Source organism: Mycobacterium sp. Soil_C_30 (genome assembly GCF_057656995.1).
Genome location: NZ_JBDGJH010000036.1, coordinates 1 through 22044, shown reverse-complemented (window position 1 = coordinate 22044; position 22044 = coordinate 1). Strand labels below are relative to the sequence as shown.

Genomic DNA, 22044 nt, shown 5'->3' with positions numbered 1-22044 from the left:
CACGGAGTGTCGCGTACAGACACGCGCGCTCGCGCAGGGGACCAGGCAGTCAGGCAGTCAGTCAGTCCCCAGCCAGCACGCAAAATTCGTTGCCCTCGGGATCGGCCAGCACCACCCAGGACTGCTCGCCCTGACCGATGTCGACATGCCGGGCGCCGAGGCCGATCAGCCGGGCCACTTCGGCGTCCTGATCATCCGGGGTGAAGTCGACGTGCAGCCGGTTCTTGACGGCCTTGCCCTCGGGAACCGGGAGGAACAGCCACACCGGCCCGCCGTCGGGTGGACGCAACAGGACGTCGCCGTCCTCGGTGACCTCCGAGGGCCAGCCCAGCGCCTCGGCCCACCAGTGCCCCAGGCTGTGCACGTCGGTGGCGTCGATGCACATCTCGGTGAACCGCAGAGTCATTGCATCAGCTCCTTCTTGAGCACCTTGCCCATCGCGTTGCGTGGCAACGCCTCCACGAAACGCACCTCGCGTGGCCGCTTGTGCGCCGAGAGCTGTTCTCCCACAAACGCGATGAGCTCGTCGGCACCGGCATCGCCGACCACGTAGGCGACGATCCGCTGCCCCAGGTCGTCGTCGGGCACACCCACCACCGCGGCTTCGCTGACACCGGGGTGCCCCAGCAGGGCGGTCTCGATCTCACCGGCGCCGATGCGGAAGCCTCCGGACTTGATCAGGTCCACCGATTCCCTGCCGACGATGCGGTGCATACCGTCGGCGTCGATGACGGCCACATCTCCGGTGCGGTACCAGCCATCGGCGTCGAGCACTTCGGCGGTGGCCTCGGGCCGGTTCAGGTACTTGTCGAACAGCATCGGCCCTCGAACCACCAACTGCCCCACGGTTTCTCCGTCGTGCGGAACCTCAGCACCGGCGTCGTCGACCAGCCTGGTCTGCACACCGGCCACCGGCAAACCCACCCAGCCGGGCCGGCGTTCCCCGCCGGCGAGTGTGCTGATGGTGATCAACGACTCGGTGCTGCCGTACCGCTCGATGGGCGCACGGCCGGTCAGTTCGGTCAGGCCGTTGAACACCGGCACCGGCAAGGCCGCACTGCCGGACACCAGCAGTCGCGCCGACGACAACGCCCGCGCCGAGGCCGGGTCGGCGACCACCCGCGACCACACGGTGGGCACCCCGAAATACAGCGTGCCACCGGCCTGGGCATAGAGCTCCGGTTTCGGTTTTCCAGTGTGTACGAACGGGTTTCCGATGCGCAGCGAGCCCAGCAGCCCCAGCACCAGCCCGTGCACGTGGAACATCGGCAGCCCGTGCACCAGCACGTCGTCCGGACTCCACTGCCACGCCGCAGCCAAGGCGTCGATGTCGGCGGCCACCGCGCGCCGAGAGGTCTGCACTCCCTTGGGCAGTCCGGTGGTGCCCGAGGTGTACATGACGTAGGCGGCCCGGTCGGGGTGCGGTTCGGCGTAACGGTGCCAGGACCGCGCGTGCAGCCGCACCGGGATGTGCGCCAGCCCGCCGGTGTACTCGGGCAGTTCCCCGAGCCAGGCCTGGGCACCGGAGTCGGTCAGCATGTGCGCACGTTCGGCGACGCCCACATCCGGCGGCACCGGGACGAACGGCACCCCGGCGATCAGGCAGCCCGTCACGGCGAGCACGGTTGTCATCGTGGGAGTCGCCAGCACCGCCACGCGCGATGCTCCGCCGACCCGTTCGGCGACCGACGTCGCAGCTCCCAGCAGGTCGCTTCGGCTCAGCGTGGTACCGCCGACGGTCACGGCGTTCGGGATATCGGCACCCGCGGCCACCGCCGCAGGGTTCAGAGAGGCCAACAGCACGCAGGTGACGCTACCCCGCGATAATGGCCGGATGAATCACATCCAGCGGACAGGGTCCCGCGAGGTGTACCGGAATCCGTGGATGACGTTGCGGGAAGACAGCATTCGCCGCCCCGACGGCTCAGACGGCATCTACGGCGTCGTGGACAAGCCGACGTATGCCCTGGTGATCGCGACCAAGGACGATCAATACCGCCTGGTGGAGCAGTACCGGTATCCCCTCGGCCTGCGGCGTTGGGAGTTCCCGCAGGGCACGGCTCCCGGCATGGCGGAGTTGGAACCGGCGGAGCTGGCGGCCCGTGAGCTGCGGGAGGAAACAGGCCTGCGCGCCGACACCATGACCCCGCTCGGACTGCTCGACGTCGCCCCCGGGATGAGCAGCCAGCGCGGCCGGGTCTTCCTGGCGACGGGGCTGCGCGAGGGTGAACCGGATCTCGAACACGAGGAGCAGGACCTGCGCAGCGCGTGGTTCGGCCGCGAGCAGGTCGAGGCGATGATCCGGTCCGGTGAGATCACCGATGCCCAGTCACTGGCCGCGTGGACGCTGTTGTTGCTGCACGAACGCGCCGTGGGCTAGAAGCCGGTTGCCCTGCCCACCGGGGCCCAGGCATCCAGTTCCTCGATCTGGGCACTGAGCGCCCCGTAGATCCCGTCGACCGCGTCCTCGCCCAAGACCAGCCGCAACGGAGGCGTCTGAGCGGTCACCGCCTGCAGGATCGCCTGGGCGGCTTTGGCCGGATCACCCGGCTGTTTCCCGTCGTCCTCGGGAAACCCGGTGCGCAACGGCGCGATCAGCTCGTCGTAGGCCGCGAGGGGTCGGGACATCAGCAGTGCGCCCGGTCCGTTGAACGACGTCCGGAACGCGCCCGGCTCGACGATGATGACCCGGATACCGAACCGGTCGACCTCTTTGGCCAGCGCTTCCGACCAGCCCTCCAGCGCGAACTTGGTGGCCGAGTAGGCGCCGACACCGGGGAAGGTGAACCGCCCGCCCATACTGCTCATCTGGACGATCGCCCCGCTGCCGCGCTCACGCATCTGCGGCAGCACCGCCCTGGTGAGCGCCGCCGGCCCGAAGAAGTGCAGATCCATCAAGGCGCGCAGTTCGGCGTCCGTGGTCTCCTCGGCGGCGCCGATCGCGCCGCGGCCGGCATTGTTGACCAGTACGTCGACCCGGCCGTGCTGCTGCAACACCTCGTCGACAGCTTCGGCGATCCGCGCCTGGTCGGTGAGGTCGAGGCGCAGTGGCCGCACTTGCTGTGGTGCGCGCGCCACCAGATCGTCGAGCGTCTCGGGACGGCGGGCGGCCGCCACCACGGTGTCACCGGCGCCCAGCGCAGCTTCGGCCAGAGCGCGTCCGAAGCCGGAATTGGCACCGGTGATGAGCCAGATGCGTGCGTCGTCGGTCATGACCCCTCCTTACCCCCGCGGCCCCCGTAATGCTGCGGTCACCGCAGCGAGAACACCGCGAAACGCGGTGCCCCAAAGATTGGCCGATGACCCTGGCCAGAATTGTCACCCAGGGCCGGCCCGCGCCGCGGCCGGTCGACGACATCCCCCCGCTCAAGCGCCTGCTGCCGTTGGCGGTACAGCACGTGCTGGCGATGTACGCCGGTGCGGTGGCGGTGCCCCTGATCGTGGGTGGCGCGATGGTCAGCGCCGGTCAGCTGCAGCAGTCCGACATCGTGCACCTGATCATGGCCGACCTGTTCGTCGCCGGCATCGCGACCATCATCCAGGCGGTCGGGTTCTGGCGGTTCGGGGTGCGGTTGCCGCTGATGCAGGGCGTGACGTTCGCCGCGGTGGGCCCCATGATCACCATCGGCGCCAACCACGGGGTGACGGCGATCTACGGGTCGGTGATCGCCTGCGGGCTGTTCATGATCGTGCTGGCGCCGGTGTTCGGCCGGTTGATCCGGTTCTTCCCACCGTTGGTGACGGGCACCATCATCCTGATCATCGGCGTGTCGCTGATGCGGGTGGCCGCCGGCTGGTTCGGCGGCGGTACCGGGCCGGACTTCGGTGATCCCGCCGCGATCGGCATGGGCTTCTTCACACTGGCGGTCATCATCGCCATCGAACGGTTCGCCCCGGAAAACCTGCGCCGGGTGTCGATTCTGCTGGGGCTGATCATCGGCACCGTGGTCGCAGTGCCGCTGGGCATGACCGACTGGAGCCACATGGGTGAGTACAACTGGATCGGATTCGTGACGCCGTTCCAGTTCGGCTTGCCGACGTTCCAGGTCAGCTCCATCATCGCGCTGCTGATCGTGGCGATCGTGATCATGACCGAGACCACCGGCGACATCGTGGCCGTGGGCGAGATCGTCGACGAGAAGATCACCCCGCAACGGCTGGCCGACGGGCTGCGCGCCGACGGGTTGGGAACCATGCTGGGCGGCGTGTTCAACACCTTCCCCTACACGGCGTTCGCGCAGAACGTGGGGCTGGTGGCCATCACCGGCGTGCGGACCCGCCACGTCGCCACCGTCGCCGGGCTGATCCTGGTGCTGCTCGGATTGCTGCCGAAGATGGCGGCTGTCGTCGAAGGCATCCCGCTTCCGGTGCTCGGCGGCGCTGGGGTGGCTCTGTTCGGCATGGTGGCCGCCAGCGGCATCCGCACGCTGACGAAGGTGAAGTTCGACAACACCAACATCCTGGTGGTGGCCATCTCCATCGGTGTCGCGATGCTCACGGAAGCCAAGCTGTACTACACCAACCGCTCATTGGGGGACGCGCCGGTCAACGTGGCATTGGACCTGTACGCGAAGTTCCCCGACTGGTTCCAGACCATCTTCCACTCGGGTATCTCGGCCGGTGCCATCACCGCGATCGTGCTGAATCTGCTGTTGAGCAGGAAAAGCGATGAGCCCGAAAAAGATTCGGATCTGGCCGCGTTCGACGCTCCGCGTGGAGCGCTGCCCGACCCGCTGGACGCGCTGCGCGCCGCAGATCCCTCGACCCCACCGGAACGGCTGCGGACGCTGGCCGAGCAGCGGCCCGAACTGCACACCATCATCGTCACCAATCCATCGACGGACCTGCAGACCTGCGAATGGATTCGCCGGCAGGGCAACCCGCAGGTCGCCACCGTCTACCAGAAGTGGGACGACGTGACCGAGGGCCGGTTCTCCAGACGCAGCCGCGAGTAACATGGCGCCATGTCACTCGACACCGAGGGGGCTTCGGGCAAACAGAAGCCGTTGCTGGTCCTCGGCAAGATCACCGAGATCCTCGACGCCTTCTCATTGGCGAAACCGTCGATGACTCTGGGTGAGCTGCAACAGGCCACCGGGCTGCCCACGTCGACGGTGCAACGGCTGGTCACCAACATGGCGGCGCAGGGGTTCCTGGACCGGGCCGGTGATCAGGTGCGCGTCGGCACCCGGATGGCGTACTGGGCGGCCTCGGCCATGAAAGATCTCGACATCCTGACGATCCTCAAACCGGTACTGACCGAAATGCGTGACATCACCGGCGAAACGGCGTGTTTCTTCCGGGTGGAGCAGACCTACCGGGTGTGTGTGGCCATCGCCGAGACACACCATGCCCTGCGTCGGGAGATGCACGTCGGCAAGATCATCCCGTTGCACGCCGGGTCGGCCGGCCGTGTCCTGCTGGCGTGGAATCCGGTGCTGGCCGAGAAGATCCTGTCCGGTCCCCTGGAACCGATGACCGACGGCACGGTCACCGATGCCACCGAGTTGCGTGAGCTGATCGCCCGGGCCAAGGCCGACGGATACGCCATCAGTACCGGTGAACGCGAAGACTCGGCTTCCGGGCTGTCGGCGCCCGTGTTCGACGCCTCCGGTGAAGTGGTGGGCGCGTTGATGATCAGCGGTCCCACCCTGCGTCTGCCCCGGCAGAAATGTGAGGAATGGGTCGATCTGCTGGTGGGGTATGCCGAGCAGGTGACCCGGACCATCGGCGGTCGAATCGTCGCGTGAGACCGGCGATCTCGGTGCCCGCGCGCGTCATCGCCGCGGCGTCCGAGGCCACCATCACACTCTGGAAATCCTCCCCCTCGTAGTCGCCGACGGACCCCACCACCGCGTACACCGGGCAGTCGCCCCGACGCCGCAGGATCGCCGAGATGATCTTGCCTGCAAGGGTTTGCGAATCCAGGCGGCCTTCGCCCACGACGACGGCCGTCGCGCCGCGAACTGCTTCGTCGAACCCGCAGTGGTCGAGCACGAAGTCGGCGCCCGGAACGATCTGGGCGGCGTGCTGCGCCCACATACCGCCGGCGAATCCACCGGCGGCACCACTGCCGGGGACATCGTTGGGATCACGAGAATAGCCGGCGGCCAATCCGATCAGCCGCTGGGTGAGCTGGTGGACGAGCGCAGGGTCGGCGCCCTTCTGCGGCCCGAAAATTCGTGCGGCGTCATTGAACACCGTTGTGACGTCGGTCAGCACGCTCATCCTCGCGGGGACGACGCCGGCGTCGTGTAACGCGGTGAGCGCACCCAGGCCACCGTCGGTGGTGGCGGATCCCCCGGCGGCCACGATGATGTGGTGGGCCCCGCGCCGCACCGCGTCGGCGATCAGCATGCCGGTGCCGAAGGTGTCGGCGGTGACGGGGTCGCGGAACCCTCTGTGCGCGGTGGTAATTCCGCTTGCCTCGGCGAGTTCGATCAGCGCCGCACTCTCCGAGAGCCCATAACGCCCGGTCATCGGCGCACCCCACGGGTTGCGGCACTCGGCGGTGACCACGGCCAAGCCGAGCGGCTGGCGCAGACAGTCGAGCGTTCCTTCGCCGCCGTCGGCAACAGGCATCGTGATCGCCTGGCCACCAGCGGATTCCACACCGTCCGCGATGGCCCGTGCCACCTCGGCGGCGCTGTAGGTGCCCTTGAAGCTGTCAGGGGCGATCAGGACCGTCACCGGTTCCAGGCCTCCGGGTTGACAGGGTGAGGTGGGATCTCGCCGCGAGCCATCGCCACCGCATTACCGGCACACAGCCGGGCCATCTCCGCGCGCACCGCGACGGTGGCGCTGCCGACATGCGGCAGCAGCACGGTGTTGGACAGTTGCGCCAGTCCTGGTGCCAGATGCGGTTCCGCCTCGTAGACATCGAGCCCCGCGCCGGCGATCTGGCCGGCGTCGAGGGCCCGCACCAGGGCGTGCTCGTCGACCACCGGGCCTCGAGCGGTGTTGATGAGGATGGCCGACGGTTTCATCCGGCTCAGCACGTCGGCGTTCACCAGATGACGGGTCTGATGGGTCAAAGGCACGTGCAGCGAGAGGAAATCACTGGTCTGCACCAACTCCGGCCAACTGAGGTGACGCACCCGGCCGGCGAACTCACCCAGCTCGTCATCGGTGACGGGCCGGTCGCCGGGCGGGCGGGGGCAGAACGCCACCTGCATGCCGAACGCCATCGCGCGGCGCGCGGTGGCCCGGGCGATCCGGCCGAAACCCGCCAGCCCCAAGACCTTTCCACTGATATCTGAACCCAGCAGCAGCTCGGGTTGCCAGCCGGTGAACTTGCCGGCGCGCAAGAACTGATCAGCCTCCACACACCTTCGGGCCACGGCCAGCAGCAGCAGGATCGCGATGTCGGCGGTGGCATCGGTGAGAACACCGGGGGTGTTGCCCACCATGATGGACCGGCGGGTGGCGGCCGCGATGTCGATGTTGTTGACGCCCACCGCGAAATTGCTGATACCCACGATATCGGCATGATCCAGCAGCGGCTTGTCGAAGATATCGCCCAGTTGCGCCACCACCACCCGGAACTCACCTGACTGACATGCCGAGGCGAGCTCGTCGTTGTCGAGTCGCGTGTCGGGGACGACGACGCTGCCGGCTTGTTCCAGCAGCGTCATCCCAGGCTCGGGCAACGCGGTGGTGACCAGGAAATCGGTGGGCATCAGGTGATCACCCAGGGGAAGGCGTGTGCTTCGGAGCGCGCGCCCTGGGCGGTCTTGGACCGGTTGGGCTCTCCCAGTTCGGCCAACATCTTGTCGGTGAGGCCGACCATGGACTCCAGGGTGTCGGGGGTGAACCACGACGGTTGAGTGGCGAACAGCAGGTCCTCGGTGGAGGTGTTGCCGCTGGCGCCCGGCGCGAACGGGCAGCCACCGAGACCGCCCAGTGAGCCGTCGACCATCTGCGCTCCGGCACCGATGGCCGCCAGGGTGTTGGCCACCCCCAGTCCCCAGGTATCGTGGCCATGAAACACCAAGCGGCGCTTCGGGGTACGCCTGCGGGCCGCATCGAACAGCCGGGCCACCTGGACGGGCACGGCTTGACCGAGGGTGTCGCACAGCACCAGGTCGGCAGCGCCCTCGGTGCGGGGATCATCGGCGATCGCGATCACCCGTTCTACCGGCACCTCGCCTTCGAAGGGACAGGTCAAGGCGGTGGCGATGCACAGTTCGATGGTGCCGCCCACGTCTTTCGAGATGCGTTCGGCGTCAGGGAATGCCGCCAGGCTCGCCTCGGTGGTACGCCCGATGTTGGCCCGGTTGTGGGCATCGGAGGCCGACAGGCAGTACTGGAACTTCCTGGCACCGGCCGCGGCTGCCTTCTCGATGTGGCGCGGGGTGGCCACCCACACCCAGCACCGCTGGAGTTCCTCGGCCGTCAGCTCACTGATCACCTCGAGCGTGTTGGCCATCGGCGGCACCAGGTCACCGCGGGCCATCGAGCCGATCTCGAGTTCCGGCACCCCAAGAGCCAGCAGTTGCCTGGCGATCTCGAGTTTGCGCCCGGTGGACAGCAGCTTGCCGGTGAGTTGCAGTCCGTCCCGCAGGGTGACGTCGCGCAGGACCGCGTGCGGTTGGTACGAATAGTTCATCGGTTGACTCCCAACAGTTCTGCGAGCACGTCGTCGGTGTGTTCACCGAGATCGGGTCCGACGGTGCGGATGGGTAGCGAGGCGCCGCCGATCACCGGGACGATGCCGGGGAAGCCCACCGACGCCGGCCGTTCCCCGCCGGTGTCGACGTCGAAGTCCTGGATCATGTTCCGGGCGGCGTACTGTTCGTCGGCGCAGATGTCGGCCGCGGTGTAGATCGGCCCCGACGGAACCCCGGCCTCGTCCAGCAGGGTCAGCGCTTCGTCGCGGCTGTGCCGCATGGTCCAGTCAGCGATCGCACCGTCGAGTTCGTCACGGCGTAACCACCGTCCGGCGTTGGTCTGCAGATCGGGATCGGCTCCGAGGTCCGGCCGTCCGATCAGCTGCATGTAACGGCCGAAGATGGCGTCGCCGTTGCCGGCGATGATGATGCTGGACCCGTCATTACAGGGATAGGCGTTGGTGGGGGCGATACCCTCCATCCTCCCGCCCACACGTTCGCGCTTGACACCGTAGGCCAGGTAGTCCGGCACCAGCGACTCCATCACCGACAGAATCGACTCGTTGAGCGCGACGTCGATGATGCGCTGCTGCAGCGGAACCGGGGTTCCGGACCGGTTGACCTCACGCTGGAACAGTGCCATGACCGTGCCGAACGCGGCATGGATGCCGGCGATCGAATCGCCGATCGACACCCCCACCCGCACCGGCGGGCGGTCGGGGTCGCCGACGAGTTCCCGCAGCCCGCCGACGGCTTCGGCCACCGCGGCGAAACCCGGCCGGGCCGACAGCGGCCCGGTCTGCCCGAACGCGGAGATGCGGGTGATCACCAGTTCGGGGTTGGCCTCGTTGAGCACGTCCGGGCCCAGGCCCCACTTCTCGAGGGTGCCGGGCCGGAAGTTCTCCAACAGCACGTCGCAGTGCGCGACGAGTTCGAGGACCAGTTCGCGGCCGCGTTCGGTCTTCAGGTCGAGCACGATCGACTTCTTGTTCCGGTTGATGGTGCGGAACAGCATGGAGGTGGTGCCGGCGTACAGCCGCCAGTTGCGGAGTTCGTCGCCGGTCTCGGGCCGCTCCACCTTGATGACTTCGGCGCCGAAGTCGGCGAGCATCCGGCCCGCTGTGGGGGCGGCGATGTAGTTGCCGAGTTCGAGGACGCGCACACCCTCGAGCGGGCGAATTGCGCTGTGACTCATCAGTTTTCTCCGGTATCGATATCGGTCAGATCAGGGCGCTCATCGGCAGGATGAGCAGGATTGCCACCACCGAGGCCACCGAGACACCCACGGTGCAGGTCTTCAAGGTGCCCCGGGAGGTCTGGCCGAGCAGCGACTGCAGCAGCCAGAAGGTGTTACTCGTGACGTGCACGGCGAACAGCGAACCGGCGCCGGCGGCCAGTGCGAGCATCACCGGGTCGATACCCAGGATCGGCGCCACCGGGGCCAGGATCCCCGCTGCGGTGATGGCCGAGATGGTCACCGAGCCCACGGCGATGTGCAGCACCGCGGCGACGGCCCACACCATCAGCAGCGGCGCCGCGTGACTGGCGGTGAAGTACTGGCCCAGGATGTCGCCCAAGCCGGTGGCTTTGATGGTCGCGGCCAGGGAACCGCCCACACCCGTGAGGATGAGGATCTGTCCGCTCTCCTTGAAGCCGGTGGCGATGGCCCGTTCGACGTGCTGCGCGCCGAACGCGAACCGGCCGATCAAGCTGGTGCCGATCAGCCCCAGCAGCAGCGCGACCACCGGCTGTGAGAGGAAGGTGATGACCGGTGTGTGCACGCCGGCGACGTCGAGGATCGCTCCGGTGGCGATCAGGATCAGCGAGACCAGCAGCGGCCCGAGCAGCACGAGCAACGGCGTGTGGGCCCGCACCCGGGATTTGGTGGCCACGGCGACGCCACCGCCTGTGCCGGGCTCAGGGCTGTCCTCGGGTGCCGGCTCGCCGCCCAGGAATTCCTGCTCGTCCTTCTCCGGATCCCACCAGCCCCGGTTGAACAGGAACGACATGATGGCCACCGAGATGGCCACCGTCGGGATCACCAGGGCCACACCGAACAGCAGCATCTTGCCCAGCGGGACACCGAGCACGCCGGCCAGCGCCAGCGCCGCCACGCCGGGAACGGTCAGGACGATGCCGCACTCCAAGCCGATCGCCATTGCGGTCGCCATCCGGGCGGTGCCGTTCTTGCCGATCTTCTTGGCGAGGTCACGCGCCAGCGGAGCCGACATCACCAGCAGCACGTCCAGGAAGATCGACTGCAGGAAGGTGGCGATGGTCAGTGACATCGCGTACGGCATGCGTTTGGGGCCGAACCACCGCAGCAGGGTGCCGACCAGCCGTTGAATGGCGCCCATCTCCTGCAGCATCGCGCCCATCAGGACACCGAAGGCGATCAGCAGGCCCACCTCGGCCATGATCTCGCCGAAACCGCCGGTGACGGCTTCGATGGTCTTCTCGATGCCCAGCTTGGTGGACAGTCCGAGGTACAGCGATCCGAGGACCAGCGAGACCACGGGGTTGAACTTGAACCTGACGATCAGCACCACCACGGCCAGGATGGCCACGGCGGTGTTGATCATGATCGCGATGTCTGACATGCGCTTTCTCCATCAATTCGCACCGCGTCGGTGCGGATGCATGATCCCCGCTTCACGGTACGCGGGGTGTGACGCGAACCACGTCACGCTTACAATATGAGCACACACCCACAATATAAGCAAGAGACGTCGACACGGGTTTGCGCCAACGCAGCGCCCCGCTCCCCGGGGTTGAGACTGCGCTCACGCCCGCATTCGGGCCGAAAAGACGGCGTCACCGCAGTCTCAAACAGCAGCGCCCCGCGAAAGGGCTCTTGGGTGTCAGCGCCGAGGGCGACGGTGAGCAGGACAACCCCGAAAAGCCCTGCGTTGCACCAGGTATCACGCTGCTACCGCACGATATCGACCAACTGGGCTGGGCCACCCCGTGGTCGTCGCCGAGAACGAGCCGGGGTTCCCCGCGGCGACAACGTGTCGGACACCGTCCTGCATCGACTCCATAACGACTGACGCCGGCGTCGATTCGAGGGCACAACTTGTCAGATCCGCGCATTACGGTGAGGTTCGAGCAAACAGATTTTCGCAGAGGAAGGGCGCAAGAAACATGGCCGTCCGTCGTCTGCGCACTCGCCGGCGGGTGATGTTCGCGGTGCTGGCAATCGTGGTCGGCATGTGCGGATCGGTGGTCAGCGCCCACGCCGCAGGACAGAACTGGTCGGGCCGGTACACGGTGGTCACCTACGCCTCGCAGAAGGCGGGCACCAGCGCCGCGGCGCGGCAGTCGGAGCCGGATTTCAGTGCCCAGTACACCTTCCTCACACAGTGCTCGTCGCGCTGTGTCGCCACCGCCGTCGACGGCCCCGCCCCGAGCAATCCGACGATCCCGCAACCGCAGCGCTACCTGTGGGACGGCACGAAGTGGTCGTTCACGTACGACTGGCAATGGGAGTGCTATCACGGCGAGAATGCGCCGCGCCTGTTCAGCCCCGCCCAGTCCTGGGTCTTCTACACCCCACAGCCGGATGGCTCCCTGCAGGGAACCTGGCACACCGATATCCTCGGTGGAGCCTGCCGCGGCAACGTCATCATGCCGGTGGCGGCCTACCCGGCCTGAGGAAGACCCGTCAGCTCCCGGATGTGCCGCGCCACCAGCGCAGCACGCGACCGCTTGCCGAACCTGGAGACAGTCACCACCTCACGGTCGCGACTCCGTGCGCTACCGCCGTCGCTCGGCCAGCGCCCGCAGGAAGAACGTCAGGTTCGCCGGGCGTTCGGCGAGACGGCGCACGAAGTACCCGTACCATTCTGTGCCGAACGGGACGTAGACGCGGACGTGGTTGCCTTCACCCACCAGGCGTCGCTGTTCGGCGTCGCGGATGCCGTACAACATCTGGTACTCGAAATCGGTTACGCCGCGCCCGGATTCACGTACCAGACCCGGTACGCGCCGGATGATCTCCGGATCATGCGAGGCCACCATCGGGTAGCCACGGCCCTGCATCAGGATCTGCAGGCATGTGAGATAGGAATCGGTGACGTCATCGGGGTCACGGAACGCCACCGACGCGGGTTCGTCGTAGGCGCCCTTGCACAGCCGGATCCGTGCGCCGGACGCGGCGAATTCCGCGCAGTCGGCGCGGGTGCGGCGCAGGTATGCCTGCAGAACCGTGCCCAGCCAGTCGAATTCGACACGGAGGTCCCGCACGATGTCCAGGGTGGAATCTGTGGTGGTGTGATCCTCGGCGTCCACGGTCACCCAGGCCCCGACCTCGCGCGCCCTGGCGCAGATGGTGTGCGCATTCTCCAGGGCGATCTTGGCGCCGTCACGGGGCAGCGCCTGGCCGAGTGCCGACAGCTTCAGCGACACCTCCAGGGGTTTCGGGTCTGTCGAGGCGTCCCCGCGGCCACCCAACCCGTCGAGCAGGTGCAGGTAGGCCGCGACGGTGGCGTCGGCGGCCTCGGAGTCGGTGACGTCCTCGCCGAGGTAGTCGATGGTGACGAAGCGATCCGAATCCCGCAGCACGGCAACAGAATCCAGCGCCTCGGCGGTGGTCTCCCCCGGCACAAACCGCTGCACCACGCGCCGGGTCGCCGGCACCCGCTCAGCCGTGCGGCGTAAGCCCTCGGACTTCGCCGCGGCGAGGATGACGGGCCGGGCCACCCGGGTGAACAGTTCGGACATCGGTCAGCCCTCCATGTGGGGGTAGGTGTGGTGCGTGGGCGCCACGAACGTCTCCTTGATGGATCGGGCGGAGGTCCAGCGCAGCAGGTTCAACGAGGACCCGGCCTTGTCGTTGGTGCCGGAAGCGCGGGAGCCTCCGAACGGCTGCTGCCCCACCACCGCCCCGGTCGGCTTGTCGTTGACGTAGAAGTTGCCTGCGGCATAACGCAATCGCTGCTCGGCGGTCAACACCGCGGCCCGGTCGTCGGCCACCACCGCGCCGGTCAGCCCGTACTTCGAGCCGCGATCCACCACGTCGAGAATGTCGGCGTACTTGTCGTCGGCGTACACGTGGACAGCCAGGATGGGGCCGAAGTACTCGGCCGAGAACGCCTCGTCGGTCGGGTCGTCGGACAGCAGCACGGTGGGACGCACGAAATAGCCTTCGGTGTCGTCGTATTCACCTCCGGCGGCGATCGTCACCCCCGGAGCACCCTTCGCCCGCTCGATGGCCTTGACGTTCTTGGCGAACGCCCGGTCGTCGATCAGCGCACCGCCGTAGTTGGACAGGTCGGTCACGTCACCGTAGGTCAGCGCCTCGGTGGCGCCCAGGAACTCGTCACCCATCTTCTGCCAAACCGATCTCGGCACGAACGCACGGGAGGCGGCCGAGCATTTCTGCCCCTGGTAGTCGAATGCGCCACGAATCAGGGCGGTGCGCAACACATCTGGTTGAGCGCTGGCATGAGCCACCACAAAATCCTTGCCACCGGTCTCACCGACCAGCCTCGGATAGGTGTGGTACCGGTCGATGTTGGCGCCCACCTCGCGCCACAGATGCTGGAACGTGGGGGTGGACCCGGTGAAATGGATGCCGGCCAACCGGGGGTCGGACAGCACCACCTCCGACACCGCGTAGCCGTCGCCGGTGACGAGGTTGATCACGCCGGGAGGCAGTCCGGCGGCTTCGAGCAACTGCATGGTCAGGTACGCCGACAGGGTCTGGGTGATGGACGGTTTCCACACCACCGTGTTGCCCATCAACGCCGGGGCGGTCGGGAGGTTGCCGGCGATGGCGGTGAAGTTGAAGGGGGTGATGGCGTAGACGAAGCCTTCCAGCGGCCGGTAGTCGGTGCGGTTCCACACCCCCGGGCCGCTGACGGGCTGCTGTTGCAGGATCTGGCGGGCGAACGCCACGTTGAAGCGCCAGAAATCGATGAGCTCGCAGGGCGCGTCGATCTCGGCCTGATAGGCGGTCTTGGACTGCCCCAACATGGTGGCGGCGGCGATCTTCTCGCGCCACGGCCCCGACAGCAGATCCGCTGCGCGCAGGAACACCGCGGCACGCTCGTCGAACGGGGTGTCGGCCCAGGCGGCTTTCGCCTCGATTGCCGCCTCGACCGCGGCCGTCGCCTCGGCGTGCCCGCCGTTGGTCAGCGTGCCGAGCACCGAGCGGTGGCGGTGGGGTTGCACGACGTCGATGCGCTGGCCGTCGCCCATCTGATGGCGGCCGCCGATGACGTGCGGCAGGTCGCGCGGTTGCGCGGACAGGTCGGCCAGGGCCGTGGTGAGGCGCCCGCGCTCGGCGGATCGCGGTGCGTAATCGTGGATCGGTTCGTTGGTCGGCGGCGGCACAGCGGTGATGGCGTCCATGGATAAAGGGTCCCGCGGCGACACCCGCAGGCTCTTAGCCGATCCGACAAAGACACTTCAACGCGGTAGTACGATCAGCCAAATGAAGTTGGGCCTGAGCCTCGGTCAGCTGCTGTTGGCGCTCGACGCGACGATGGTCAGCCTGGTGGAGGCGCCCCGCGGCCTGGACACCACGGTGGCGTCGGCGGCGCTGATCGACACCGACGACGTACGGCTCGGCCTGGCCCGCGCTGCCGGTTCTGCCGATGTGTTCCTGCTACTGGGCCTCAGCGATGACGACGCCGCGGGCTGGTTGCAGCGCCAGATCGCCGACCGGCCGCCCATCGCGGTGTTCGCCAAGGAGCCGTCGGAGGCGTTGGTGGCGGCCGCCGTCAGCGCTGGGACCGCCGTCGTCGCCGTCGACCCCCGAGCCCGCTGGGAACGGTTGTACCGCTTGGTCAACCACGTGTTCGACCACCACGGTGATCACACCGACCCGTTACACGATTCCGGCACCGATCTGTTCGGGCTGGCGCAGTCCATCGCCGACCGCACCCATGGCATGGTCAGCATCGAAGACCAGACTTCGCACGTGCTGGCGTATTCGGCGTCCAACGACGAGGCCGACGAACTCCGTCGACTGTCCATCCTCGGTCGAGCCGGGCCCCCGGAACACCTGGAATGGATCGGCCAGTGGGGCATCTTCGATGCGCTGCGCTCCAGCGACGAGGTGGTGCGGGTAGCTGAACGGCCCGAACTCGGGTTGCGTCCGCGGCTGGCCGTCGGCATCCGGCAACCGAACGCCGACAGCCGCCGCGCCCCGCAGTTCGCCGGGACCATCTGGGTACAGCAGGGAACACGTCCGCTCGCCGAGGATGCCGAGCAGATATTGCGGGGGGCGGCGGTGTTGGCCGCCCGTGTCATGGCGCGGCTGGCGGCGGCGCCGTCGACGCACACCGTGCAGGTGCAGGAACTGCTGGGTTTGCGCGACACCGAGATGGACTCCGCCCAGCTCGGCGCGCTGGCCCGCGAACTCGGCATCGTCGAGGACGGCCGTGCGGCCCTGATCGGGTTCGACACCGCTGCCGCGACGCCCCGGCTTGCCGACGTCCTGGCGTTGAGCGCCAGCGCTTTTCGCGCCGACGCGCAGGTGGCGGCACACGGCTCGCGGGTGTACGTGCTGTTTCCCAGCACCACGCGGATCGCGTCGGTGACCTCGTGGATCCGTGGCACCATCACCGCGCTGCACAACGAACTCGGACTGCAGTTGTGGTCGGTCATCGCCGCGCCGGTGCCGGGGCTGACGGCGGTGGCTGCCGCCCGAGTCGAGGTGGACCGGGTGCTCGACAGTGCCAAACGCCATCCCGGGATGCTGGGTACCGTCACCTCACTGGCCGAGGCACGCACCACGGTGCTGCTCGACGAGATGGTGACCTTCCTGACCGGCAACGACCATCTGATCGATCCGCGGGTGCAGCTGCTGCGGGACAGCGACCCGGCGCTGGCCGAAACCCTGGGGGCCTACCTGGACAGTTTCGGCGACGTCGCGGCGGCAGCGCGCACGCTGCACGTCCACCCCAATACGGTGCGCTACCGGGTACGGCGCATCGAGGACGTGCTCACCACGTCACTGTCGGATCCCGATGTGCGCCTTGTGCTCTCACTGAGCCTGCGGGCGCTGGCGTCGGCGCCGCGAACCTAGGCGGTCCGGGTCACCGGTCGGTGAGCCGTTGCGCGGCGGCGGCGATGCGTTCGTCGGTGGCGGTCAGCGCGATGCGCACGTGGCGAGAGCCGCGCGCGCCGTAGAACTCCCCGGGCGCGACGAGGATGCCACGCTCGGCGAACCAGGCCACCGTGTCACGGCACGGCTCGTCGCGGGTGGCCCACAGATACAGGCCGGCTTCGGAGTGGTCGACGGTGAAGCCGGCGGCGCGGACCGCGGGTAATAAGGTGTCCCGCCGCTGCGCGTACCGCTCGCGCTGTTCCTTCTCGTGCGCGTCGTCGTCGAGCGCGGCCACCATCGCCGACTGCACCGGCGTCGGCATCATCATCCCGGCGTGTTTGCGCACGGCGAGCAATTCGGACACCAGAGCCGGATCACCGGTCACGAAACCCGCGCGGTATCCGGCCAGCGACGACGTCTTCGACAGCGAGTGGATGGCCAGCAGGCCGGTGTGGTCACCCTCGCAGACGTCGGGATGCAGTACCGATGCCGGTTCGGCGTCCCACGCGAGCCCGAGGTAGCACTCGTCGGAGGCGACGATGACGCCGCGCTCCCTGGCCCAGCCGACCACTTTGCGCAGGTGGTCGACACCGAGCACCCGCCCGGTCGGATTGCTGGGCGAGTTCAGGAACACCAGCGCCGGCGACTGCGGGCCGATCTGGGTCAGCGAGTCGGCGGCCAGCACCGAGGCACCCGCCAGCCGTGCGCCCACGTCATAGGTGGGATACGCCAGCTCCGGCACCACCACCAGATCGCCGGCACCCAGCCCGAGCAGCGTCGGCAACCACGCGATCAGCTCCTTGGTGCCGATCACCGGCAGTACCGCGCTCTCGGCCAGACCTGTGATGCCGTACCGACGTTGCAGCGCATTGACCGCAGAGGTCCGCAACGCGGGCGTTCCCGCGGTGGTCGGATAGCCGGGCGACGAGCCGGCCGCAGCCAGCGCCTCCCGGATCACCGGCGCCACCGGATCGACCGGCGTACCGACCGACAGATCGACGATGCCCCCCGCGTGCGAGCGGGCTTTCGCCGTGACATCGGCCAGCGTGTCCCAGGGGAAGACCGGCAGCGACGCCGACACCCTCCGTCGGGTCATGCCGTCGCTCAGCCCTCGCTCTGGGGCGGCAATTCTTTGATCGCCGCGGGATCGTTGTCGGTCTGCCCGACCTTCGACGCGCCACCCGGGGAGCCGAGTTCGTCGAAGAAGTCGGCGTTCGACTGTGCGTAGCTGCTCCACTCGTCGGGCACATCGTCTTCGTAGAAGATGGCTTCGACGGGGCAAACGGGCTCACAAGCGCCGCAGTCCACGCATTCGTCGGGGTGGATGTACAGCATGCGTGCGCCCTCGTAGATGCAGTCGACCGGGCATTCCTCGATGCACGCCTTGTCTTTGACGTCGACGCAGGGTTGAGCGATCACGTATGTCACGGGGGCTCCTCGTGCTCCTGTCAGTGGTTACTGGGCGGGCTGCTGTCGTTCTCGTTCTAGGTGGGTCTGACCAGTATCCGGAGGCTGAAACCGGACATCTGTGCCAGTGTGCCCTAACTTGCGTGCCCCGATGGACGAGACACGCGTTTACTGATACTAGACGTTGCATATACAAGTTGCGCAACCGACATTCCCGACCGCACGGCACGGCAACTCATTGCTGGGACCAGCGGTACCGCATAGCCTGCGCTGGTGGCTGTCAACCACATCTTTTCCAGTGAGCAGGCCGGATCGAGTCACGAGCCGGCCCGCCGCTTGAGCGACGCGGCGCCGGGAGATTGACGTGCATCCGTACCCCACGTTGTCGTCCCCGTTGGATCTCGGCTTCACCACGTTGCGCAACCGCGTGGTGATGGGCTCCATGCACACCGGCCTGGAGGATCGCGCTCGTGATACCGACCGGCTGGCCGCCTACTTCGCCGAACGCGCCCGCGGCGGCGTCGGCCTGATCATCACCGGCGGGTACGCGCCGAACCGCACCGGCTGGCTGTTGCCCTTCGCCGCGCAACTGGTGTCCTCGGCGGAAGCCCGCAGGCACCAGACGATCACCGCGGCCGTGCACGATGCCGGCGCCAAGATCCTGCTGCAAGTGCTGCACGCGGGACGTTATGCCTACCACCCGTTCTCGGTCAGCGCCTCCTCGATCAAGGCCCCGATCAATCCGTTCCGCCCGCGCGCGCTGCGCGACGTCGACGGCACCATCGACGATTTCGTCCGGTGTGCACTGCTGGCCCGGGCGGCCGGGTATGACGGGGTGGAGATCATGGGCAGTGAGGGCTACCTGCTCAACCAGTTCCTGGCTCCGCGCACCAACAAGCGCACCGACGCCTGGGGCGGTACACCGCGGAACCGGCGCCGCTTCCCGGTGGAGATCGTGCGGCGCACCCGCGCAGCCGTCGGGCCGGATTTCATCCTGTGCTACCGCATGTCCATGGCCGATTATGTGGAGGACGGCCAGAGCTGGGATGAGATCGTCGCGCTGGCAACCGAAGTCGAGTCGGCGGGTGCGACGATCATCAACACCGGAATCGGCTGGCACGAGGCGCGAGTGCCCACCATCGTCACCTCGGTGCCCAACAATGCGTTCGTCGACATCACCCATTCGGTGGCCGCGCACGTGAGCATCCCGGTGATGGCGTCGAACCGCATCAACATGCCCGAGGCCGCCGAACAGATCCTGGTCGACACCGACGTCGCCCTGATCTCGATGGCCCGGCCGCTGCTGTCGGACCCGGACTGGGTGAACAAAGCGATCGCCGGTGCCGCCGATGAGATCAACACCTGCATCGCGTGCAATCAGGCCTGCCTGGATCACGCCTTTGTGCACAAAACGGTGTCCTGCCTGGTGAACCCGCGCGCCGGGCACGAAACCGAACTGACATTGGGGCCGACGCAGCGCGCCCGCTCGATCGCTGTGGTGGGCGCCGGACCCGCCGGGCTGGCCACGGCGGTGGCCGCCGCACAACGTGGGCACCGGGTGACGTTGTTCGACGCCAACGAGTTCCTGGGCGGCCAGTTCGACCTGGCCCGGCGCATTCCCGGCAAGGAGGAGTTCGACCAGACGATTCGCTACTACTCGACCATGCTCGACAAGCACGGCGTCACCACGCGGTTGAGCACCCGGGCCACGGCCGGGGACCTGTCGGGATTCGATGAGGTGGTGCTGGCCACCGGTGTGGCGCCACGGCTTCCGGACATCCCGGGTATCGATCACCCGATGGTGCTCACCTACCCCGAGGCCATCCACGGTGTGCGGCCGATCGGCAACCGTGTCGCGGTGATCGGCGCGGGCGGAATCGGTTTTGACGTCAGCGAATTGCTGACGACGGACCAGTCCCCCACCTTGAACCTCAAGGAATGGAAAGCTGAATGGGGCGCCGGCGATCCCCAGGACGGCCGCGGGGCGTTGGTACCGCCACTGCCCGCTCCGGCGGTCCGCCAGGTGTATCTGCTGCAGCGCACCAAGGGTTCTCAAGGCAAGCGGCTGGGCAAGACCAGCGGCTGGGTTCACCGCGCCTCACTGAAAGCCAAAGGCGTGGAGCAGATTTCCGGAGTGAGCTATGAGCGCATCGACGACGCCGGCCTACACATCAGGATCGGGGGGCAGTCCCGGCTGCTCGCCGTCGACAATGTGGTGGTGTGTGCCGGCCAGGAGTCGGTGCGTGACCTCGACGAGGCCTTGCGCGCCAACGGAATAACCCCGCATGTCATCGGGGGTGCGTCGATGGCGGCCGAGCTCGACGCCAAGCGGGCCATCCGGCAGGGCACCGAACTCGCCGCCCGCCTCTGACCCCAGACCAAACACTCCCCCGCGAGCGCGCGTGTTTGTACGCGAAACGCCGGGCATTTCTGTACCAACACGCGCGCTCGCCGAGGGGATCTCGCGTGGATCAGGCTTGCTTGAGGGCCTCGATCTCGAGGGTGACGGTCACCTTGTCACCGACGACGGCACCGCCGGTCTCCAGCGGCATGTCGATGTCGATGCCGAACTCCTTGCGGTTCAACACCACTGAGGCCTCGAAGCCGGCCACCTCGCCGTGGCCCATCCCGGGGTTCACGCCGTTGAACTCGAGTGCCAGGCTGATCGGCTTGGTGATGCCCTTGAGCGTGAACTCGCCGTCGAGTACGTAGTCGTCGCCCTTGGCCTGTACGCCGGTGGACCGGAAGCTGGCGGTGGGGAACTTCTCGACATCGAAGAAATCGGCGGACTTGAGGTGGGCTTCGCGCTGCTCGTTGCCGGTGTGCAGCGAGTCGACGTCGATTTCGGCGGTCACTGCGGGGGTGCCGTCCTCGGCGATGGTGATGGCACCGCTGAACGCACCGAAGGTGCCGCGGACCTTGCTGACCACGAGGTGGCGGACAGAAAAGCTGATGGACGAGTGCACCGGGTCGATGGCCCAGGTTCCGGCGGTCAGGCCGGTGGCTGCTGCGGTGGTCATGTGGTTCTCCTTCGGCAGGTGGGTGTCGGTCCGTCCGGCGCCCTCGTCGAGTCCAACCGGACCCAGGTCCGAATCTATTCCGGACTATGGTCCACTTTCAAGCCACAGGCCGGCTCACAGGTCTCAGCGGAGCGCGAACGCACGCTTTTGTACGGAAACCGCCGGCGTGTCGCGGGCAGACACGCTCGCTCGCAGGAGTGAGTGATCAGGCGGCGCGTTCGGCGTAGGTGGTGGTGCGTTGGCGGGCCGGGCGGCCGATGCCCGCGGCGATGGCGACGAGTTCTTCCACCGACTTGGCCGACCCGTTCTCCGAGCCCGCCATCCGCGAGATGGTCTCCTCCATCAACGTGCCGCCCAGATCGTTGGCACCGCCGTTGAGCATCACCTGCGTGCGCTCGACGCCGAGCTTGACCCAGCTGGTCTGGATCGACGGGATCCTGCCGTGCAACATGATCCGAGCCAGCGCGTGCACAGCACGGTTGTCCCGGTGCGTCGGACCCGGGCGGGCGGCACCGGCCAGATACAGCGGAGAGCTCTGGTGCACGAACGGCAACGGCACGAACTCGGTGAACCCACCGGTCTCATCCTGGATCTTGCGCAGGATGTTCAGATGCCCCACCCAGTGCCGCGGGGTGTCGACGTGGCCGTACATCATCGTCGACGACGACTTGAGCCCCACCTGATGCGCGGTGGTCACCACGTCGATCCACATCGACGTCGGCAGCTTGCCCTTGGTGAGCACCCAGCGCACCTCGTCGTCGAGGATCTCGGCGGCGGTACCCGGAATCGAGTCCAGCCCGGCTTCACGCAACTGCGTCAGCCAATCCCGGATCGACGACCCGGCCCGCGTCACACCGTTGGCGATCTCCATCGGCGAGAACGCATGCACGTGCATCGACGGCACCCGCGCCTTGACCGCCCGCACCAGATCGGCGTACCCGGTGACGGGCAA

The 22044-nt window shown here is 67.6% G+C and carries 20 protein-coding genes; 6 read left to right on the top strand and 14 right to left on the bottom strand.

From position 1 onward, the window contains the following. Positions 1-61: 61 nt before the first annotated feature. Both AC3A6P_RS34940 and AC3A6P_RS34935 read right to left on the bottom strand, forming a co-directional pair. Positions 62-406, bottom strand: a complete 345-nt coding sequence (locus tag AC3A6P_RS34940) for a VOC family protein (protein WP_487697062.1) — start codon at positions 404-406, stop codon at positions 62-64. Then, positions 403-1803, bottom strand: a complete 1401-nt coding sequence (locus AC3A6P_RS34935; RefSeq protein WP_487697060.1) for an acyl-CoA synthetase — start codon at positions 1801-1803, stop codon at positions 403-405. The genes AC3A6P_RS34940 and AC3A6P_RS34935 overlap by 4 nt, the downstream gene beginning before the upstream one ends. 31 nt (positions 1804-1834) lie before the next feature. Here AC3A6P_RS34935 and AC3A6P_RS34930 point away from each other — a divergent pair, with 31 nt between their 5' ends. Then, a complete protein-coding gene (locus tag AC3A6P_RS34930; protein ID WP_487697058.1) occupies positions 1835-2380 on the top strand; it encodes an NUDIX domain-containing protein in 546 nt (181 codons plus the stop codon). Here the strand turns inward: AC3A6P_RS34930 and AC3A6P_RS34925 are convergent. Further along, positions 2377-3213 carry an oxidoreductase gene (locus tag AC3A6P_RS34925; RefSeq protein WP_487697056.1) on the bottom strand — a complete coding sequence of 279 codons (837 nt, stop codon included), beginning with the start codon at positions 3211-3213 and terminating at the stop codon, positions 2377-2379. The genes AC3A6P_RS34930 and AC3A6P_RS34925 overlap by 4 nt on opposite strands. An 86-nt stretch (positions 3214-3299) precedes the next feature. Here AC3A6P_RS34925 and AC3A6P_RS34920 point away from each other — a divergent pair, with 86 nt between their 5' ends. Both AC3A6P_RS34920 and AC3A6P_RS34915 read left to right on the top strand, forming a co-directional pair. Next, positions 3300-4955: a nucleobase:cation symporter-2 family protein gene (locus AC3A6P_RS34920; protein ID WP_487697055.1), complete on the top strand. Its 1656-nt coding sequence runs from the start codon at positions 3300-3302 to the stop codon at positions 4953-4955. A gap of 9 nt (positions 4956-4964) precedes the next feature. Further along, complete coding sequence (locus tag AC3A6P_RS34915) at positions 4965-5750, top strand: IclR family transcriptional regulator (RefSeq protein WP_487697053.1); 786 nt, start codon at positions 4965-4967, stop codon at positions 5748-5750. Here AC3A6P_RS34915 and AC3A6P_RS34910 read toward each other — a convergent pair. The 5 genes from AC3A6P_RS34910 to AC3A6P_RS34890 are packed head-to-tail and all read right to left on the bottom strand — an operon-like array spanning position 5638 to position 11209. Next, positions 5638-6690, bottom strand: a complete 1053-nt coding sequence (locus tag AC3A6P_RS34910; protein ID WP_487697052.1) for a glycerate kinase family protein — start codon at positions 6688-6690, stop codon at positions 5638-5640. The genes AC3A6P_RS34915 and AC3A6P_RS34910 overlap by 113 nt on opposite strands. Beyond that, complete coding sequence (locus tag AC3A6P_RS34905; RefSeq protein ID WP_487697050.1) at positions 6687-7679, bottom strand: 2-hydroxyacid dehydrogenase; 993 nt, start codon at positions 7677-7679, stop codon at positions 6687-6689. The genes AC3A6P_RS34910 and AC3A6P_RS34905 overlap by 4 nt, the downstream gene beginning before the upstream one ends. Beyond that, positions 7679-8608: a beta/alpha barrel domain-containing protein gene (locus AC3A6P_RS34900; protein WP_487697048.1), complete on the bottom strand. Its 930-nt coding sequence runs from the start codon at positions 8606-8608 to the stop codon at positions 7679-7681. Before AC3A6P_RS34900 ends, AC3A6P_RS34905 begins: the two co-directional genes overlap by 1 nt. Then, the gene (locus AC3A6P_RS34895) at positions 8605-9804 is read right to left on the bottom strand and encodes a CaiB/BaiF CoA transferase family protein (protein WP_487697046.1); all 1200 of its coding nucleotides are present in this window, start codon (positions 9802-9804) and stop codon (positions 8605-8607) included. The genes AC3A6P_RS34900 and AC3A6P_RS34895 overlap by 4 nt, the downstream gene beginning before the upstream one ends. Before the next feature lie 25 nt (positions 9805-9829). Then, the gene (locus AC3A6P_RS34890; RefSeq protein WP_487697044.1) at positions 9830-11209 is read right to left on the bottom strand and encodes a GntP family permease; all 1380 of its coding nucleotides are present in this window, start codon (positions 11207-11209) and stop codon (positions 9830-9832) included. Positions 11210-11789: 580 nt separating this feature from the next. On the opposite strand from AC3A6P_RS34890, the gene AC3A6P_RS34885 reads away from it, so the two are divergent. Beyond that, positions 11790-12263, top strand: coding sequence for an Rv2253 family sensor-like surface protein (locus AC3A6P_RS34885; protein ID WP_487697138.1), 474 nt, complete (start codon positions 11790-11792; stop codon positions 12261-12263). A gap of 102 nt (positions 12264-12365) precedes the next feature. Here the strand turns inward: AC3A6P_RS34885 and AC3A6P_RS34880 are convergent, their stop codons facing one another. Then, a complete protein-coding gene (locus AC3A6P_RS34880) occupies positions 12366-13331 on the bottom strand; it encodes a proline dehydrogenase family protein (RefSeq protein ID WP_487697042.1) in 966 nt (321 codons plus the stop codon). Between the two features lie 3 nt (positions 13332-13334). Continuing rightward, a complete protein-coding gene (gene pruA / locus AC3A6P_RS34875; protein ID WP_487697041.1) occupies positions 13335-14963 on the bottom strand; it encodes an L-glutamate gamma-semialdehyde dehydrogenase in 1629 nt (542 codons plus the stop codon). Positions 14964-15045: 82 nt separating this feature from the next. Here pruA and AC3A6P_RS34870 point away from each other — a divergent pair, with 82 nt between their 5' ends. Next, complete coding sequence (locus AC3A6P_RS34870; protein ID WP_487697040.1) at positions 15046-16644, top strand: PucR family transcriptional regulator; 1599 nt, start codon at positions 15046-15048, stop codon at positions 16642-16644. A 10-nt stretch (positions 16645-16654) separates the two neighbouring features. Here the strand turns inward: AC3A6P_RS34870 and dapC are convergent, their stop codons facing one another. Then, positions 16655-17746: a succinyldiaminopimelate transaminase gene (gene dapC, locus AC3A6P_RS34865; RefSeq protein WP_487697136.1), complete on the bottom strand. Its 1092-nt coding sequence runs from the start codon at positions 17744-17746 to the stop codon at positions 16655-16657. A gap of 23 nt (positions 17747-17769) precedes the next feature. Further along, positions 17770-18093, bottom strand: coding sequence for a ferredoxin (fdxA, locus tag AC3A6P_RS34860; protein ID WP_487697038.1), 324 nt, complete (start codon positions 18091-18093; stop codon positions 17770-17772). A 337-nt stretch (positions 18094-18430) separates the two neighbouring features. On the opposite strand from fdxA, the gene AC3A6P_RS34855 reads away from it, so the two are divergent. After that, positions 18431-20443: an FAD-dependent oxidoreductase gene (locus AC3A6P_RS34855; RefSeq protein WP_487697134.1), complete on the top strand. Its 2013-nt coding sequence runs from the start codon at positions 18431-18433 to the stop codon at positions 20441-20443. 100 nt (positions 20444-20543) lie between these two features. On the opposite strand, the gene AC3A6P_RS34850 is transcribed toward AC3A6P_RS34855, so the two are convergent. Both AC3A6P_RS34850 and cofH read right to left on the bottom strand, forming a co-directional pair. Continuing rightward, positions 20544-21092, bottom strand: a complete 549-nt coding sequence (locus tag AC3A6P_RS34850) for a YceI family protein (RefSeq protein ID WP_487697036.1) — start codon at positions 21090-21092, stop codon at positions 20544-20546. A gap of 205 nt (positions 21093-21297) precedes the next feature. Next, positions 21298-22044 (bottom strand): 5-amino-6-(D-ribitylamino)uracil--L-tyrosine 4-hydroxyphenyl transferase CofH (cofH, locus tag AC3A6P_RS34845; protein WP_487697034.1); only part of this gene is annotated, 747 nt, incomplete at its 5' end.

Bases quoted from the DNA above. Each gene is read 5' to 3' on its own strand.
- AC3A6P_RS34940 (WP_487697062.1), bottom strand. From the start codon at position 406: ATGACTCTGCGGTTCACCGAGATGTGCATCGACGCCACCGACGTGCAC.
- AC3A6P_RS34930 (WP_487697058.1), top strand. From the start codon at position 1,835: ATGAATCACATCCAGCGGACAGGGTCCCGCGAGGTGTACCGGAATCCG.
- AC3A6P_RS34925 (WP_487697056.1), bottom strand. From the start codon at position 3,213: ATGACCGACGACGCACGCATCTGGCTCATCACCGGTGCCAATTCCGGC.
- AC3A6P_RS34920 (WP_487697055.1), top strand. From the start codon at position 3,300: ATGACCCTGGCCAGAATTGTCACCCAGGGCCGGCCCGCGCCGCGGCCG.
- AC3A6P_RS34915 (WP_487697053.1), top strand. From the start codon at position 4,965: ATGTCACTCGACACCGAGGGGGCTTCGGGCAAACAGAAGCCGTTGCTG.
- AC3A6P_RS34905 (WP_487697050.1), bottom strand. From the start codon at position 7,679: ATGCCCACCGATTTCCTGGTCACCACCGCGTTGCCCGAGCCTGGGATG.
- AC3A6P_RS34900 (WP_487697048.1), bottom strand. From the start codon at position 8,608: ATGAACTATTCGTACCAACCGCACGCGGTCCTGCGCGACGTCACCCTG.
- AC3A6P_RS34895 (WP_487697046.1), bottom strand. From the start codon at position 9,804: ATGAGTCACAGCGCAATTCGCCCGCTCGAGGGTGTGCGCGTCCTCGAA.
- AC3A6P_RS34890 (WP_487697044.1), bottom strand. From the start codon at position 11,209: ATGTCAGACATCGCGATCATGATCAACACCGCCGTGGCCATCCTGGCC.
- AC3A6P_RS34885 (WP_487697138.1), top strand. From the start codon at position 11,790: ATGTTCGCGGTGCTGGCAATCGTGGTCGGCATGTGCGGATCGGTGGTC.
- AC3A6P_RS34880 (WP_487697042.1), bottom strand. From the start codon at position 13,331: ATGTCCGAACTGTTCACCCGGGTGGCCCGGCCCGTCATCCTCGCCGCG.
- pruA (WP_487697041.1), bottom strand. From the start codon at position 14,963: ATGGACGCCATCACCGCTGTGCCGCCGCCGACCAACGAACCGATCCAC.
- AC3A6P_RS34870 (WP_487697040.1), top strand. From the start codon at position 15,046: ATGAAGTTGGGCCTGAGCCTCGGTCAGCTGCTGTTGGCGCTCGACGCG.
- AC3A6P_RS34850 (WP_487697036.1), bottom strand. From the start codon at position 21,092: ATGACCACCGCAGCAGCCACCGGCCTGACCGCCGGAACCTGGGCCATC.